The following is a 15217-nucleotide window of genomic DNA, read 5'->3' on the forward strand; positions in this document are numbered from 1 at the left end:
CGACGCGCCGGGCCACCTGATTCGCCGTGGCCGGCGCGGACGTGTTGAGTGGGTGCGGTCTGCAGCCGACGACGCCGGAGGACCCCATGGACGTGCACCAGCTCGCGCAGGACCAGCTCGCCCTCGCGCACGACGACCCGCACGGGCGCAGCGCCCAGATCGTCGTCCACGACGGTCCGCTGCGGCAGACGGTCATCGCCCTGACCAAGGGCACCCGCCTGGCCGAGCACAACTCGCCGCCCGCCGGCAGCATCCTCGTCCTGCGGGGGACCGTGGCGGTCAGCACGGCCGACGAGGTCGACACGCTCCCGACCGGGTTCCTCGCGACGCTGACCCACGACCGGCACGGCGTCGAGGCCCTGAGCGACGCGGCGCTGCTGCTGACCACGGTGACCGGGACCGGCGAGCCCTCGCACGGCTGAGGACACCGGCGTGCACGAGCCCGACGCGATCTTCGCCGACCCCCGCCTGGCCCCGCTCCACGACGCCTTCGACGACGACCGGGGCGACCTGCGGCTCTACCGCGACGTGGCGGCCGAGCTCGGCGCGCGCTCGGTGCTGGACGTCGGCTGCGGCACCGGGTCGCTGGCGGTGCTGCTCGCCGCCGACGGCCTGACGGTGACCGGGGTCGACCCGGCCGCGGCGTCGCTCGACGTCGCACGGGCCAAGCCCGGCGCCGGGCGGGTGACGTGGCTGCACGGCGACGCCACGACGCTGCCGCCGCTGGCCGTCGACCTGGCGACGATGACGGGCAACGTCGCCCAGGTCTTCCTCGACGACAGAGCCTGGGCCGCGACCCTGCGGGGCGTCCACGACGCGCTCGCGCCGGGCGGGCACGTGGTGCTGGAGACGCGCCGCCCCGAGGCGCGGGCCTGGGAGACGTGGACCGCGGAGGCGGGGACCGAGCGCCGGGACGTGCCCGGCGTGGGCACCGTCGAGCGGACCTTCGAGGTCACGGCGGTCGACCTCCCGCTCGTGTCGTTCCGGGAGCACTACCGGCTGCCGGGCGGCGGGCCCGAGGTGGTCTCCCGCTCGACGCTGCGGTTCCGGTCGCTCGACGAGGTCGTCGCGTCGCTCGGGGACGCGGGTCTGCGCGCCGTCGACGTCCGCGACGCCCCGGACCGGCCGGGCCTGGAGCACGTCGTCCTGGCACGCCGCTCCGGCTGACGCGGCCCGTCCCGAATTCCGCGCGCCCCGGGTGTCGATCCGGGGGTTCCCCGTTCGACTCGTGGGTGAGAGGGTCCGCTGAGGACCCCCACGACAGGAGGCGATGACGGTGAAGTACATGCTCATCATGCGGGCCACGGACGAGTCGGCGTTCGCGGCGTTCGCGGACGTCCCGATGGAGGAGATGCTGGCGCGGGTCGGTGCCTTCAACGAGGAGATGATCGCGGCGGGCGTCCTCGTCGCGGCCGAGGGGCTGGACGACGCGTCGGCCGGCGTGGTCGTGGACTACTCCACCACGCCGCCGCTCGTGACCGACGGTCCCTACGGGGAGGTCAAGGAGCTGTTCGGCGGGTACTGGATCCTCGACGTCGCCTCGCTGGAGGAGGCGGTCGAGTGGGCCAAGCGCGCACCGGTGGCCGGGCCGGGCCTCAAGACCGAGATCCGCCGGGTCCCGGGCATCGACGAGTTCCCGCAGGAGAACCCCTACGTCCAGCGCGAGCGGGCGTGGCGCGAGAAGACGGGCCAGCTCTGACCACCGGCCGGGCCGCGGTCGAGGCGGTGTGGCGGATGCACTCCGCGCGCATCGTCGCGACCCTGGCCCGGTCGACCGGCGACCTCCCGCTGGCGGAGGACCTGGCGCAGGAGGCGCTCGCCGAGGCGCTGGTCACCTGGCCCCGCGACGGCGCGCCCGCCAACCCGGCGGGGTGGCTCGTGACCGTCGGCCGGCGGCGCGCGGTGGACGCGTACCGCCGCCGCGCCGCGCTCGACGAGCGGTACGCGACGCTCGCCCGCGACCTCGAGCCTGCGCTCGGCGCGGACGACGAGCTCGTCGACCCCGACCACATCGACGACGACGTGCTCGCGCTGATGTTCACCGCGTGCCACCCCGTGCTGTCCCGCGAGGCGCAGGTGGCGCTGACGCTGCGCGTGGTCGGCGGGCTGGGCAGCGACCAGGTCGCGCGCGCCTTCCTCGTGCCGACCGCGACCGTGCAGGCCCGGATCACCCGCGCGAAGAAGACCCTCACGGCGGCGCGCGTGCCGTTCGCCGTGCCGCCCGCGGAGGACCGCCGGGAGCGGCTCGCCGCCGTGCTGGCGGTCGTCTACCTGATCTTCACCGAGGGGTCGACCGCCACCTCCGGGGCCGACCTGATCCGTCCGGACCTCGCGTACGAGGCGGTGCGGCTCGCCCGCGTCCTGGCCCAGCTGCAGCCGGACGAGCCCGAGGTGCACGGCCTGCTGGCGCTGCTCGAGCTGACCGCCGCACGGTTCCCGGCGCGCACCGCCCCCGACGGCACGCCCGTGCTGCTGGACGAGCAGGACCGCCGGCGGTGGGACCGGTCGGCGGTGCGCCGGGGCCGCGCGGCGCTGGCGACCGCCGCCCGGGCCGGCCGGGGACTCGGCGCCTACGGGCTGCAGGCGGCCGTGGCCGAGTGCCACGCGGTGGCGCCGTCGGTCGCGGCGACCGACTGGGAGCGGATCGTGCTGCTGTACGAGGCCCTGGGCCGGCTGGCCCCGTCACCGGTGGTCGACCTGAACCGTGCGGTCGCCGTGTCGCAGGCGCGCGGCCCCGCCGCGGCGCTGCCCCTCGTCGACGAGCTGGTCGCCGCGGGCGCCCTGCGCGGTTCCCACCTGCTGCCGAGCGTGCGGGGGGAGCTGCTGCGACGGCTCGGCCGGCACGCCGAGGCGCGCACCGAGACCGAGCGCGCCCTGGCGCTGTGCGGCAACGACCAGGAGCGCGCGCTGCTGCGCCGGCGGCTCGCCACGCTCACGGGACCGGCGTGAGCGCGGCCGCCGACGCGCTGGTCGCGGCCGTCCTGGGGCGCGGGGCCCGGGTGACGGTCGAGGCCAGCGGTGACGGCGGTGCGGTCTCGTGGCGCGTCACCGGGCCGGCCGGCGAGCCGCTGGTGGTCAAGGTGGCGCCGGCGCACGCGGCCCCGGCGCTGTCGCTGACCCGCTCGGCGCGCGCCCAGCGGGCCGCCGCCGCGGCCGGGGTGCCGGTGCCGCGGGTGCTGGACGCGGGGGTCCGCGACGGGCAGCAGTACCTGGTCTCCGAGCACGTGGCGGGGCGTCCCTGGCACGAGGTCGCGCCCACCGTCCCGTCCGACGGGCGCGGCCGGGTGCTGGCCGGGCTCGCGGACGTCCTCGCTCGCCTGCGCACCGTCACGCTGCCCGCCCACGGCGACCTCGACCGGCCGGTCCTCGACGCGCTGGACGCGTTGCGTGCACGCGCCCGCTCCCGCATCGCGGATCCCTCCCGCCGGGCGGTCGCCGAGCGGGTCCTGGACCGGCACGCGCACCGGTTCGGCGCCGGGGAGACCGCCGTGCTGGTGCACGGCGACCTGCACCACGCCAACGTGCTGGTCCACCGGGACGGGGACGGGTGGGTGGTCGTCGCGGTCCTGGACTGGGACAGCGCCTGGGCCGGTCCGGTGGACTCCGACGCCGCCCGGTCGGCCCTCTGGGACGACATGCCGGGGGAGCCGCGGCCGGTCGACCTCCGCGCCGCGGTGCACCAGCTGCTCTGGTGCCTCGAGTACCCCGCCGACACCCCGCGGCACCGTGCCGACACCGCCCGGCTCGCGGCCCTGCTGGGTGTCGAGGACCCGTCGGTCAGCGGGTGAGCACCCCGCGCGCCGCGCCGACCCGGGCCCGGACCCGGACGCCCGCCGCGCGCCAGGGGCCCTGCTGCGGCCAGTGCACGACCACCGACCGCCACCCACGGGCCAGGCGGACGGCCATGCCGGCGGGGGAGCGGAGCGGGCGCGCGGAGATCGAGACCGTCAGGCGGTCGTCGTACCGGATCGAGCCCGGGCGCAGGTGGAAGCTCAGGTCCAGGTCGTCGTGCACGTCGTCGTCACGGTGCACCTGCGACCGCGCCGCGTGCCAGGCGGAGGCCCGGACCGCGAAGGCCGAGCCGAACACCGGCGGGCCGCCCAGCGCCAGGCCGCCGAGCAGGAAGTACGTCTGCATGTACAGCAGGTGGGCCAGCCCGCCGGGCAGCCTCCGCAGGCCCCGGAACCGCCCCGGTCCCGTCACGGCGTCGCACGAGGGGTCCCCGGCCAGCAGCCGCTCGACCCGCTCCAGCCAGTCCGGCGGCAGCACGCTGTCGGCGTCGACCCGGGCGATGACGTCCCCGGTGGCCGCGTCGTAACCGGTGGCCGCGGCGGGCCAGATCCCGCGCACCGGCTCGTGCACCACGCGGGCGCCGGCCGCGGCGGCCAGGTGCGCGGTCGCGTCGGTGCTGCCGTTGTCGACGACGAGCACCTCGTCGGGCTGCCGCGTCTGCGCCGCCACGGACGCCAGGCACCGGGGGAGCCGGTCGGCCTCGTCCAGGGCGGGGACGACCAGGGAGATCCGGAGCGGGCGGTCGGGCACGCCTCATCCCCTCACGAGGCCCGGGGCGCCGCAACCGGATCGCCGGGCGGCGCGGTGGCCCCGGTGCTCCGTCGCCTCAGGGGTGCCGGGGACCCGCCGATGGGAGGGGGAGCGGAGCCGTCCGGGCCGTCCGCGCGCACCGAGGGGAGCCGTCATCGACGCCGTGCAGGAAGCGCCACCCGTCGACGACCCGAGGTGGCAGGCCGCGCTGCAGGCCGTGCTCGACGACCCGTCGGCGCACGCGCTGCACGCGCAGCCGATCGTCGAGCTCGCGACCGGGCTGGTCACCGGCTACGAGCTGCTGTCGCGGTTCGGCGGTCCCTGGCGCACCTCGCCGGACGTGTGGTTCGCGGCCGCGCACCGGTGGGGCTACAACCCGCCGCTGCAGGCCCGGGTCCTCGAGAAGGCGGTGGCCGCGCGGGACGACCTGCCCCCGAACACCTTCCTCACGGTGAACGTGGACCCGCACCTGCTGGCGGACGACACGGTGGCGGCGGCCCTCCTGCAGCACGCCGACCTGTCGCGCGTGGTCCTCGAGCTCACGGAGCACACCCAGGTCGACGAGGGCGGCCGGGCGATGGCGGCGCTGAACCGCGCCCGGGCCGCCGGCGCGCTCGTCGCGATGGACGACGCCGGCACGGGCTACGCCGGCCTGCAGCTGCTGCTGGAGCTCCGCCCGGACATCGTCAAGCTCGACCGCGCGCTCGTGACCGGGGTCGACGCCGACCCGGTGAAGCGCACGCTGGTCGAGGTGTTCGGGGACCTGGTCGGCCGGATGGACGGGTGGATCCTGGCGGAGGGCATCGAGACACGCGACGAGCTCGACACGCTGATCGGGCTCGGCGTGCCGCTGGGCCAGGGCTGGGCGCTCGGCCGGCCGCACCCGCACATGCTGGTCGCGCTGCCCGAGGCGGACGTGGCGCACATCCGCAGCACCGGCGCCCGGACCTCGCTGACCGGCAGCGTGGCGAGCGTGGTCCGCCCCGCGGACGTCGGCCGGGATCGCGACGGGTGCGACGTCCTCGTCGGGGACGACGGGATGGTGACCGAGGTCCGGGACGCCCTGGGCCGGTGGGTGCCGGCGATGACGGTGGCGCCGAGCGCGTCCGTCGTCGACGTCGTCCGGCGTGCGTTGCTCCGGCACGACCTGCGCCGGTGGGACCCGCTGGTCTGCACCGACGCGAACGGTGCGGTGGTCGGCACCGTGGCGATGGACCGGGTGATCCTCGCGGCCACCGGCTCAACGGGGACCTGAACCCGGCCGATAGGCCTGGCAGAGGCCCCGACGGGGCCGACACCGAGGAAGAGGACAGGGCATGAAGGCTTTCCGCTGCGGCGACGTCGTCCCGGGCTGCGCCCGCGCGTTCACCGGCACCGAGGACGAGATCCTCGGCCAGGTGGCGCTGCACGCGCAGCACGACCACGGCCTCGCTGAGATCCCCGACGAGCTGGTCGCGCAGGTCCGGTCCGCGATGGTGCCCGCCTGACGCACCCCGTCCCGGCCTGAGGGCGGCCCGCGTCGTCGCCGACCCGGGCCGCCCTCAGGCCGCCAGGTGGAAGGTGCGCGCGAACCGGTCGAGCAGCTCGACCCGTCCGTGCAGCACCTCGACCACGCTGGTCGCGATCGCGCGGTCGGGCGCGAGCTCGCCCGAGATCAGCCGGCGGATCCCCGGGCCGGCGGCGAACGCGAGGTCGACCGGCCCGTCCCCGGGGGCCACGTCGAGGTCGGTGCCGTCCACCCGGATCAGGAGCTCCGCGGGTCCGAGACGGGCCGCGTAGGCGGTCGGGGGCAGCTCCGCCGCCACGTGGGGCCGGAAGGCCGTGCGCAGTGCGACGGTCATCGAGTCGGCCGTGACGACCTGACCCTCCCGGGGCTCGCCCATCGCCTTGAAGCCCCAGGCGCCGAGCGCGAGGACGATCGGCTCGAGCTCCCGCCCGTAGGGCGTCAGCTCGTAGACGACCACGCGGGAGCGCGGTGCCCGGCGGATCACCCCGGCCTCCTGCAGCTCCTTCAGGCGCGCGGCGAGGACGTTGCTCGGGATGCGGGGGAGCCCCGCGGCCAGCTCGCCGTAGCGGCGCGGCCCCACGAGGAGGTCGCGGACGATGAGGAGGGCCCAGCGCTCCCCGACGAGCTCGAGGCCGCGCGTGACCCCGCAGTACTGCCCGTAGTCGCGCGCGGCCATCGTGCTCAGGCGTTCTGGTCGGCGACGGCCTGCGGGCCGTTCGCGGCGGCGACCGGGTCCATCCAGCCGAACTCGAGCAGGTTGCCGTCCGGGTCCGCGAGCTGGCGCTGGTACATGAAGCCGTAGTCCGAGGCCGGACGCTCCTCGACCCCGCCGCCCGCGATGCCGTCGGCGACCGTGCGGTCGACCGCCTCCCGGCTGTCCAGGAAGACCGCCGTCGCCACGGAGACCGTGGTCGCGGGGTCGCCGACCGGCCGGTCGCTGAAGGTCTGGAAGTAGTCGCGGGTGACGAGCATGACGTAGCTGTGGTCGTCCTCCACGACGACGCACGCCGCGTTGTGGTCCGTGAACATCGGGTTGATGGTGAAGCCGACCGCCGAGTAGAACGCCTTCGCGCGCTCCAGGTCGGTCACCGGCAGGTTGACGAACATCGCGGTCATGGTGGTCTCCTCGGGCGCGGCGGTGCACTGACGTCCCCCACGCTTGCAAAAAACAAGTGCGGGGTCAAGACCCTGCGGACCGTTGGCTCCGGCGGCCCGCCGTGCCACAGTGGTCGGCGCCCGTCATCGCGCCTGCGACCGGGCCGGCCGGACCGCTGCGCTGCGACGGAGGAGCGATGACGCGTTACCTGATCTCGTTCGACGAGGGTGCGATGGCGCACCTGTCCGCCCAGGAGCTGGCCGCCGCCGGAGACGTCAGCCACCGGGTCGTGGCGGACGCCAAGGAGGCCGGGGTCTGGGTGCACGGGGGCGGCGTCGTGAGCGCGGCGGCGAGCGTCGTCGGACCCGACGGCTCGGTCACCACGGCTGCGTACCCGGAGCCGAAGGCGGTCGTCGGCGGGTTCTCGATCATCGACGTCGCGACGCGGGACGAGGCGCTCCGGTGGGCCGCCCGGATCGCGGACGCGTGCCGGTGCCCGCAGGAGGTGCGCGCGCTGATGGACGACCCGGAGGCCTGACGGGCCGGGTGGTCGTCCGGCCCGCTAGCCTGAACGCGTGACGCAGCCGTCGGACCCGGGCCCGTTCTTCCACGGCACGAAAGCCGATCTCCGGACCGGCGACCTCCTGACCGCGGGCTTCCGGTCGAACTACCGCCCCGAGGTCGTCATGAACCACGTGTACTTCACCGCGCTCGTCGACGGCGCCGGGCTCGCCGCCGAGCTCGCGGCCGGCGACGGTGCCCCGCGCGTCTACGTGGTCGAGCCGACCGGGCCGTACGTGGACGACCCCAACGTGACCGACAAGAAGTTCCCCGGGAACCCCACGCGGTCGTACCGGAGCGGCGCGCCGCTGCGGGTCGTCGGCGAAGTCACCGGCTGGACCCGGCTGAGCCCCGAGGCGCTGGAGGCGTGGCGGCTGCGGCTGGACGCGCTCCGCGCGGACGAGCGGGGCGAGATCGTCGACTGAGCGAACACCGCCGACGGTGATCTGCGGACTTGCGCAGTCACGCAGATATGCAACGATCAGCGGGTGCTGACTGCTCTCGCCGTGCCGACGTACCGCCGGCTGCTCGCCGCTCAGGTCATCTCGCTGGCGGGGACCGGGTTGACGACGGTCGCGCTCGGCCTGCTCGCCTACGACCTCGCGGGTCCCGGTGCCGGGCTGGTGCTGGGCACCGTGTTCGCCATCAAGATGCTGGCGTACGTCGCGGTGGCCCCGGTGGCGGCCGCGCTGGTGCACGCCGCACCGCCGCGGGTGGTGCTCGTCTCGGCGGACCTGGTCCGCGTCGTCGTGGTCCTCGGGCTGCCGCTGGTGTCCGCGGTGTGGCAGGTGTACGTGCTGGTGCTGCTGCTGCAGGCTGCGTCGGCCGTGCACACCCCGGCGTACCAGGCGGCCCTGCCCCGGGTGCTCCAGGACGAGGCGCGCTACACCCAGGCGCTGTCGCTGTCCCGGCTCAGCGAGGACCTGGAGATGGTCCTGTCGCCGCTGCTCGCCGCGGCGCTGCTGCTCGTCGTGCCGAGCTCCGACCTGTTCGTGGGCACCGCCATCGGGTTCGCGGTGTCGGCCGTGCTGGTCGCGCGGCTCCCTCTGGGTCGGCCTGCCGCCGAGGGGGTTGCCGCCGCGACGTTCGCCGTGCGCGCACGGCGGGGCGTCCTGCTGATGCTGCGGACGCCGGCGCTGCGTGCCGTGCTGGCGCTGAACATGGCGATCGCGGCGGGGGGCGCGTACGTCCTGGTGGAGTACGTGGTCGTCGCGCGCGAGGCCTACGCCCGGGGCGACGGCACGGCCGCGCTGCTCATGGCCGCGCTCGGGGCGGGGTCGATCACGGTGGCGCTCGTGCTCCCGCGCGCGCTCGAGGCCCTTCCCGAGCGAGCGCTGATGCTGGGCGGCGGGGCCGTGCTCGCCGTGGCCACGGCGGCCGTCGCGGCGGCGCTGCACCTGCACGGCACCGCGGGGCTGGTCCTCGTCGGCGCGCTGTTCGCCCTCGTGGGCGCGGGCTGGGCCGCGGCGGAGACGCCCGTGGGGCGCATCATCACGCGCACCACTCCCGAGCGGGACCGGCCCGCGGTGTTCGCCGCCCAGTTCTCGCTGTCCCACGCGTGCTGGCTCGTCACCTACCCGCTCGCGGGCTGGCTCGGGGGTCTGGGCCTCGGCACCTCGGCGCTCGTCCTGGCCGCGCTGAGCGCGGCTGCTCTCGCCGGGACCGCCGCGCTGTGGCCGGCCCGGGACCGCGTCGGGCACGGAGGGCGCGTCGACCACGTGGCAGGCTGAGCGCGTGAGCGCCGACACCTCCCGGGCAACCGTCCCCGACGCCGAGCTCGACACGGCCGTCGAGGTGCTGCGCCTGCTCGCCGACCGCACCCGGCTGACGGTCCTCGGGCTGCTGCACGACGGCGAGCTCTCCGTCGGCGCCATCGCCGACCGGCTCGGGCGGCCGGTGCCGGGCGTCTCGCAGCACCTCGCGAAGCTGCGCACCGGGCGCCTGGTCGCGACCCGCCGCGACGGCGCCACGGTCTACTACCGGCTCGCCAACGAGCACGTCGACGCGCTCGTCCTGAACGTCCTCCACCAGGCCGAGCACCTGCGGTACGACACCCCGCCGCACCACCTCTGACCGGTCCCGCACCTCCGGCCAGGACGTCGCCGGTCGGCGTTCACCTGCACCGGGTGAGGGAATCGGCGCGCGCCCGTGCGGACACTGGCCCGGTACGCCACGGCGCGACCGTGGGCCGGGCGAGCGCGGGGGACGGACATGCCGGACGGGAAGCCGAACATCCTGGTGATCTGGGGCGACGACATCGGGATCACGAACCTCAGCTGCTACAGCGACGGGCTGATGGGGTACCGCACCCCGAACATCGACCGGATCGCCGACGAGGGCATGCGGTTCACCGACTCCTACGGCGAGCAGAGCTGCACCGCCGGCCGTGCGGCGTTCATCACCGGCCAGTCGGTGTACCGGACCGGGATGAGCAAGGTCGGCATCCCGGGCGCGGACATCGGCCTCGACGCCGAGGACCCGACGATCGCCGAGCTGCTCAAGCCGCTCGGCTACGCCACGGGGCAGTTCGGCAAGAACCACCTGGGCGACCACAACGCGTACCTGCCGACCGTGCACGGCTTCGACGAGTTCTACGGGAACCTCTACCACCTCAACGCCGAGGAGGACCCCGAGCAGGAGGACTTCCCCCGCGCGGAGGACAACCCGATGCTGCACGCGATCTACCAGCCGCGCGGTGTGCTGCGGGCGTGGGCGACGGACCAGCACGACCCGACCGTCGACCCGAAGTTCGGCGTCGTCGGCAAGCAGCGCATCGAGGACACGGGGCCGCTGACCCGCAAGCGCATGGAGACGATCGACGACGACACGACCGCCGCGGCCATCGACTTCATCCGCCGCCAGCACGAGGCGGGCACGCCGTTCTTCGTGTGGATGAACACCACGCACATGCACCTGCGCACGCACACCAAGCCGGAGAGCCGCGGGCAGGCGGGGCGGTGGCAGTCGGGCTACCACGACACGATGATCGACCACGACGGCCACGTGGGGCTGCTGCTCGACGCGCTGGACGAGCTGGGCATCGCGGAGGACACGATCGTCGTCTACAGCACCGACAACGGCCCGCACGCCAACACCTGGCCGGACGGCGCGACCACCCCCTTCCGCAGCGAGAAGAACACCAACTGGGAGGGCGCGTTCCGCGTCCCGGAGGTGATCCGCTGGCCGGGGCACATCCCCGCGGGCGTCGTGTCGAACGAGATCGTGCAGCACCACGACTGGCTGCCGACGTTCCTGTCCGCTGCCGGCGAGCCGGACATCGTCGAGAAGCTCAAGGCCGGCCACGTCGCCGGGAGCAAGACGTTCCGCGTCCACATCGACGGGTGGGACCTGCTGCCGTACCTCACGGGCGAGGTCGACGAGAGCCCGCGCAAGGGGCTGATCTACTTCTCCGACGACTGCGACGTGCTCGGCATCCGGTTCTTCAACTGGAAGGTCGTGTTCATGGAGCAGCGCCTCGCCGGGACGATGGGCATCTGGTCGGAGCCGTTCACCCCGCTGCGGGTGCCGAAGCTGTTCAACCTGCGCACCGACCCGTTCGAGCGCGCCGACGTCACCTCGAACACCTACTGGGACTGGTTCATCGACCGGGACTTCGTCGCGCTGTACGGCACCGCGATCACCACGGAGTTCCTGCAGACGTTCCTGGAGTTCCCGCCCCGGCAGGAAGCCGCGACGTTCACCATCGACCAGGCCGTGGCGCGCCTGCACGCGGCGCTCGCGCGGGACTGAGGCGGCGGGCGTGGCCGACGACCGGCTGCCGACCTGGCGGGACGGCGCGACGCGCACGGCGGTCCTGGACTTCGTCGACCGCGTGACCCGGGAGGGCGGGCCGGACCACGTGCCGCCCGCCGCACGGGTCGCGGTCGTCGACAACGACGGGACCCTGTGGTGCGAGAAGCCCATGCCCATCCAGCTCGACTTCACCGTCCGGCGGCTCGCGGAGATGGCGGAGGCCGACCCGGCGCTGCGCGAGCGGCAGCCGTGGCAGGCCGCCTACACCCAGGACCTGCACTGGCTCGGCGCCGCGATGGTGAAGCACTACCACGGCGACGACGACGACCTGCGGCTGCTGATGGCGGCGGTGACCGAGGCGTTCGCGGACGTCACCGTCGAGGAGTACGACGCGCGGGTCCGGGCGTTCTTCGCCGAGGCCCGGCACCCGACGCTCGGCATCCCGTACCGGGAGTGCGTCTACGCGCCGATGGTGGAGCTGCTGCGGTTCCTGGAGGCGCACGGCTTCACGGTCTACATCGCGTCCGGCGGTGACCGGGACTTCATGCGACCGGTCGCCGGCGACCTGTACGGGGTGCCGCCGGAACGGGTGATCGGCAGCGCCCTCGGGCTGACCTACCGCCCCGGCGCCGAGCAGGACGACCTCCTCTACAAGAGCGCGATGGACTTCTTCGACGACGGCCCCGAGAAGCCGGTGCGGATCTGGAGCCGGATCGGCCGCCGCCCGATCCTCGCGGTGGGCAACTCGAACGGTGACCTGCCGATGCTGACGTTCTCCGGGACCGGCTCCGGCCCGGCGCTGCGGCTGCTGGTCCTGCACGACGACGACGAGCGCGAGTTCGAGTACGTCGCCGGCGCCGAGGACGCGCTCGCCGCCGCGGCCGCACGCGGCTGGGGCGTCGTCAGCATGCGGGACGACTGGACGACCGTCCTCGCGGACGGCGCGCGGTGAGCACGCTCCTGGACGACGTCGGGCTGGCCGAGCTGCGACCGGTGCCCGCGCAGGTCTTCGTCATGGGCTCCGACGCGCACTACCCGGAGGAGGCGCCGACGCACCGCGTCCGGCTCGACGCCTTCGCGATCGAGAGCCACCAGGTGACCAACCGCCGGTACGCCGCCTTCGTGCGGGAGACCGGCTACGTCACGGTCGCCGAACGTCCGCTCGACCCGGCCGACTACCCCGGCGCCCCCGCGGCGAACCTGCAGCCGGGGTCCCTGGTGTTCACGGGGACCGCTGGCCCGGTCGACCTGCGGCACCTCAGCCAGTGGTGGGCGTGGACCCCCGGTGCGTCCTGGCGGCACCCGGAGGGCCCGGGGTCGTCGCTGGCCGGGCGGGCCGAGCACCCGGTCGTGCACGTCGCCCTCGAGGACGCCGAGGCGTACGCCGCGTGGGCCGGCCGGTCCCTGCCGACCGAGGCGGAGTGGGAGGCGGCGGCGCGCGGGGGACTGCCGGGGGAGCCGTACACCTGGGGCGGCGAGCCGGAGCAGCCCGGCGCGCGCCTCGCGAACTTCTGGCACGGCGACTTCCCCTGGCGGGCCGACCCCGGGTACGGCAGCACCGCACCCGTCGGCAGCTTCCCCGCGAACCCGTACGGCCTGCACGACATGGCGGGCAACGTCTGGGAGTGGACCTCGGACTGGTACGCGCAGCACCACGAGGAGGACGCCGCCGACGACTGCTGCGTCCCCGTCAACCCGCGCGGCCCCGACGTCGCCGCCAGCCTCGACCCCGCCCAGCCGCAGTTCCCGGTGCCCCGCAAGGTCATCAAGGGCGGGTCGTTCCTGTGCGCGGACTCCTACTGCCGGCGGTACCGGCCCGCCGCGCGCCGCCCGCAGATGGTCGACACCGGGACCAGCCACATCGGCTTCCGCTGCCTGCTCCGTCCGCGCCCCACGCTCCCGCTCGCCCACTAGACAGCGCCGCCCGGACTTCCGTCGGACGGGCGACCGGACCAGGATCTCGACATGGCCGACCACGTCATCAAGCCGCTGGTGCCGGAGACGTTCCCCGCCTGGCTGGCGCTCGCCCAGAAGCACAACGGGGTCTGGGGCGGCTGCTACTGCAGCTACTTCCACGGCGACACCCCGACCACGGTCAAGCGCGACCACGACGGGCCCGACTTCAAGCGGCGGCTCGTCGACGAGGGGGTCGCCCACGCCGCGCTCGTGTTCGACGGCGACCAGGCGATCGCCTGGTGCCAGTACGGCAGCCCGGACGAGCTGCCGGGGATCTACCACCGCAAGCAGTACGACGCCGGCGAGACCCGGACGGCACCGTGGCGGATCACGTGCTTCTTCGTCGACCGGGACCACCGCCGCCACGGCGTCGCGCTCGAGGCGCTGCACGGCGCCCTGGACCTGATCGCCCGCGCGGGTGGCGGCGAGGTCGTGTCGTTCCCGAACGAGCTGCCGCCGGGGAAGCGGACCTCGTCGTCGTTCCTGCACAACGTCACGCGCAGCATGTTCGAGGAGGCCGGGTTCGTCTTCGAGCGGCACATCGGGAAGAGCAAGACCGTGATGCGCACGACGGTCCCGCCCGCCTAGCGCCGTCAGGACGCGGCGGCACATCCGTCCTGGTCCGGGCGCCGGTCCCGGCCCGCGCGGTGCGCCTGCCCCAGCCGGATCACGTCGTCGAGCTTGTCGCGCGTCGCGGTCAGCTCCTCCAGCTGGCGCTGCACCCGCGCGCGCTCGGCCAGCAGCCGGTCGTGCATCTCGTCGGTCAGCCCGCCGTGCTCCATGCACGGCAGGATCCGCAGCACGGCCTTGCTGCCGAGCCCGGCGGCGTACAGGTTCTGGATGAACCCGACCCGGGCGACCACCTCGGGCGTGTACCGGCGCTGCCCGCTCGGGCTGCGCTCGGCCGTCAGCAGCCCCTGCTCCTCGTAGTAGCGCAGCGCCCGCACGCTCACGCCGGCCTGCGCGGCGACCTCACCGATGCGCACCCGTTCCCCCGACCGCTCGACCTGGACTTGCCCCTGACGTCAACGTCAGGTCCTAGCGTGCCAGACATGACAACCGCACTCATCACCGGGGCCAACCGCGGCCTCGGCCGCCACTTCGCCACCGAGCTGCTCGCCCGTGGGGCCACCGTCTACGCCGCCGCACGCGAGGCGGCCTCCATCGACCTGGAGGGCGTCCGCCCGATCGCCCTGGACATCACCGACCCCGATGCCGTCGCCGCAGCCGCTGCGCTGGCCGACGACGTCGACCTGCTGGTGAACAACGCCGGCATCTCGACCGGCGCCCAGCTGCTCGGCGACCTCGCGGGCGTCCGAGCCGAGATGGACGTCAACTTCTGGGGCACGCTGTCGATGGTCCGCGCCTTCGCCCCCGTCCTCGCGGCCAACGGCGGCGGGGCGGTCGTCAACGTCGCCTCCGCGCTGTCCTGGTTCTCCGCCCCGGGCGCCGGCGCGTACGCGGTGTCCAAGGCCGCGAACTGGAACATGAGCAACGCCCTGCGCCTGGAGCTGGCCGGGCAGGGCACCCGGGTCACCTCGGTGCACCTCGGACTGGCGGACACGGACATGGCCAGCGGGATCGAGGGGCCGAAGACCGACCCGGCGGTGGTGGTCCGCCGCACGCTCGACGCCGTGGAGGCCGGCGACCTCGAGGTCGTGGTCGACGAGTGGAGCGCGATGGTCAAGGCGTCGCTGGCCGAGGACCCCCGCGCGTTCTACGACCGGTTCCACGCGGCCTGACGCGAAGCCGGCGCGCCCCACGGCAGACCCGCGCCAGCCGGCCCCCGGCGCACGAGGGCT

Annotated in this window: 20 protein-coding genes; 16 read left to right on the forward strand and 4 right to left on the reverse strand. The window is 74.8% G+C overall.

Going from position 1 to position 15217, the window contains the following annotated elements; genetic code table 11:
- Positions 1-86: 86 nt before the first annotated feature.
- The 5 genes from ACWPWW_RS01965 (at position 87) to ACWPWW_RS01985 (ending at position 3788) form a co-directional block, all read left to right on the forward strand.
- Positions 87-422 carry a cupin gene (locus tag ACWPWW_RS01965; protein WP_454048666.1) on the forward strand — a complete coding sequence of 112 codons (336 nt, stop codon included), beginning with the start codon at positions 87-89 and terminating at the stop codon, positions 420-422.
- A 10-nt stretch (positions 423-432) separates the two neighbouring features.
- Positions 433-1167 (forward strand): class I SAM-dependent methyltransferase, encoded by a 735-nt coding sequence (locus ACWPWW_RS01970; RefSeq protein ID WP_454048667.1) that lies wholly within the window; start codon positions 433-435, stop codon positions 1165-1167.
- Between the two features lie 103 nt (positions 1168-1270).
- Positions 1271-1699: a YciI family protein gene (locus ACWPWW_RS01975; RefSeq protein WP_454048668.1), complete on the forward strand. Its 429-nt coding sequence runs from the start codon at positions 1271-1273 to the stop codon at positions 1697-1699.
- 35 nt (positions 1700-1734) lie between these two features.
- The gene (locus ACWPWW_RS01980; protein ID WP_454048669.1) at positions 1735-2949 is read left to right on the forward strand and encodes an RNA polymerase sigma factor; all 1215 of its coding nucleotides are present in this window, start codon (positions 1735-1737) and stop codon (positions 2947-2949) included.
- Positions 2946-3788 carry a phosphotransferase family protein gene (locus ACWPWW_RS01985; RefSeq protein ID WP_454048670.1) on the forward strand — a complete coding sequence of 281 codons (843 nt, stop codon included), beginning with the start codon at positions 2946-2948 and terminating at the stop codon, positions 3786-3788. Before ACWPWW_RS01980 ends, ACWPWW_RS01985 begins: the two co-directional genes overlap by 4 nt.
- Here ACWPWW_RS01985 and ACWPWW_RS01990 read toward each other — a convergent pair.
- Entirely contained in the window at positions 3778-4542 is a 765-nt protein-coding gene (locus ACWPWW_RS01990; protein ID WP_454048671.1) for a glycosyltransferase family A protein, read from the reverse strand. The genes ACWPWW_RS01985 and ACWPWW_RS01990 overlap by 11 nt on opposite strands.
- Before the next feature lie 163 nt (positions 4543-4705).
- Here ACWPWW_RS01990 and ACWPWW_RS01995 point away from each other — a divergent pair, with 163 nt between their 5' ends.
- Positions 4706-5797: an EAL domain-containing protein gene (locus tag ACWPWW_RS01995; RefSeq protein WP_454048672.1), complete on the forward strand. Its 1092-nt coding sequence runs from the start codon at positions 4706-4708 to the stop codon at positions 5795-5797.
- Between the two features lie 61 nt (positions 5798-5858).
- On the forward strand, positions 5859-6029 hold the full coding sequence (locus ACWPWW_RS02000; protein ID WP_454048673.1) for a DUF1059 domain-containing protein: 171 nt from the start codon (positions 5859-5861) through the stop codon (positions 6027-6029).
- Between the two features lie 54 nt (positions 6030-6083).
- On the opposite strand, the gene ACWPWW_RS02005 is transcribed toward ACWPWW_RS02000, so the two are convergent.
- Positions 6084-6725 (reverse strand): winged helix-turn-helix transcriptional regulator, encoded by a 642-nt coding sequence (locus ACWPWW_RS02005; RefSeq protein ID WP_454048674.1) that lies wholly within the window; start codon positions 6723-6725, stop codon positions 6084-6086.
- 5 nt (positions 6726-6730) lie between these two features.
- A complete protein-coding gene (locus tag ACWPWW_RS02010) occupies positions 6731-7165 on the reverse strand; it encodes a VOC family protein (protein ID WP_454048675.1) in 435 nt (144 codons plus the stop codon).
- A gap of 176 nt (positions 7166-7341) precedes the next feature.
- Here ACWPWW_RS02010 and ACWPWW_RS02015 point away from each other — a divergent pair, with 176 nt between their 5' ends.
- From ACWPWW_RS02015 to ACWPWW_RS02050, 8 genes are all read left to right on the forward strand, one after another.
- Positions 7342-7683, forward strand: a complete 342-nt coding sequence (locus ACWPWW_RS02015) for a YciI family protein (RefSeq protein ID WP_454048676.1) — start codon at positions 7342-7344, stop codon at positions 7681-7683.
- Between the two features lie 37 nt (positions 7684-7720).
- A complete protein-coding gene (gene arr, locus ACWPWW_RS02020; RefSeq protein ID WP_454048677.1) occupies positions 7721-8131 on the forward strand; it encodes an NAD(+)--rifampin ADP-ribosyltransferase in 411 nt (136 codons plus the stop codon).
- A gap of 63 nt (positions 8132-8194) precedes the next feature.
- Complete coding sequence (locus ACWPWW_RS02025) at positions 8195-9436, forward strand: MFS transporter (protein ID WP_454048678.1); 1242 nt, start codon at positions 8195-8197, stop codon at positions 9434-9436.
- Between the two features lie 4 nt (positions 9437-9440).
- Positions 9441-9779 carry an ArsR/SmtB family transcription factor gene (locus ACWPWW_RS02030; protein WP_454048679.1) on the forward strand — a complete coding sequence of 113 codons (339 nt, stop codon included), beginning with the start codon at positions 9441-9443 and terminating at the stop codon, positions 9777-9779.
- 138 nt (positions 9780-9917) lie between these two features.
- Positions 9918-11456 (forward strand): arylsulfatase, encoded by a 1539-nt coding sequence (locus ACWPWW_RS02035; protein WP_454048680.1) that lies wholly within the window; start codon positions 9918-9920, stop codon positions 11454-11456.
- Positions 11457-11466: 10 nt separating this feature from the next.
- Positions 11467-12411, forward strand: a complete 945-nt coding sequence (locus ACWPWW_RS02040) for an HAD family hydrolase (protein WP_454048681.1) — start codon at positions 11467-11469, stop codon at positions 12409-12411.
- The gene (locus ACWPWW_RS02045; protein ID WP_454048682.1) at positions 12408-13373 is read left to right on the forward strand and encodes a formylglycine-generating enzyme family protein; all 966 of its coding nucleotides are present in this window, start codon (positions 12408-12410) and stop codon (positions 13371-13373) included. Before ACWPWW_RS02040 ends, ACWPWW_RS02045 begins: the two co-directional genes overlap by 4 nt.
- Before the next feature lie 51 nt (positions 13374-13424).
- Entirely contained in the window at positions 13425-14003 is a 579-nt protein-coding gene (locus ACWPWW_RS02050) for a GNAT family N-acetyltransferase (protein WP_454048683.1), read from the forward strand.
- 5 nt (positions 14004-14008) lie between these two features.
- Here the strand turns inward: ACWPWW_RS02050 and ACWPWW_RS02055 are convergent, their stop codons facing one another.
- Positions 14009-14401, reverse strand: coding sequence for a MerR family transcriptional regulator (locus ACWPWW_RS02055; protein ID WP_454048684.1), 393 nt, complete (start codon positions 14399-14401; stop codon positions 14009-14011).
- Positions 14402-14467: 66 nt separating this feature from the next.
- Here ACWPWW_RS02055 and ACWPWW_RS02060 point away from each other — a divergent pair, with 66 nt between their 5' ends.
- The gene (locus ACWPWW_RS02060; protein ID WP_454048685.1) at positions 14468-15157 is read left to right on the forward strand and encodes an SDR family oxidoreductase; all 690 of its coding nucleotides are present in this window, start codon (positions 14468-14470) and stop codon (positions 15155-15157) included.
- The last annotated feature ends 60 nt before the right edge of the window (positions 15158-15217 follow it).

The sequence above is a fragment of the Cellulomonas sp. Marseille-Q8402 genome, from assembly GCF_965119525.1.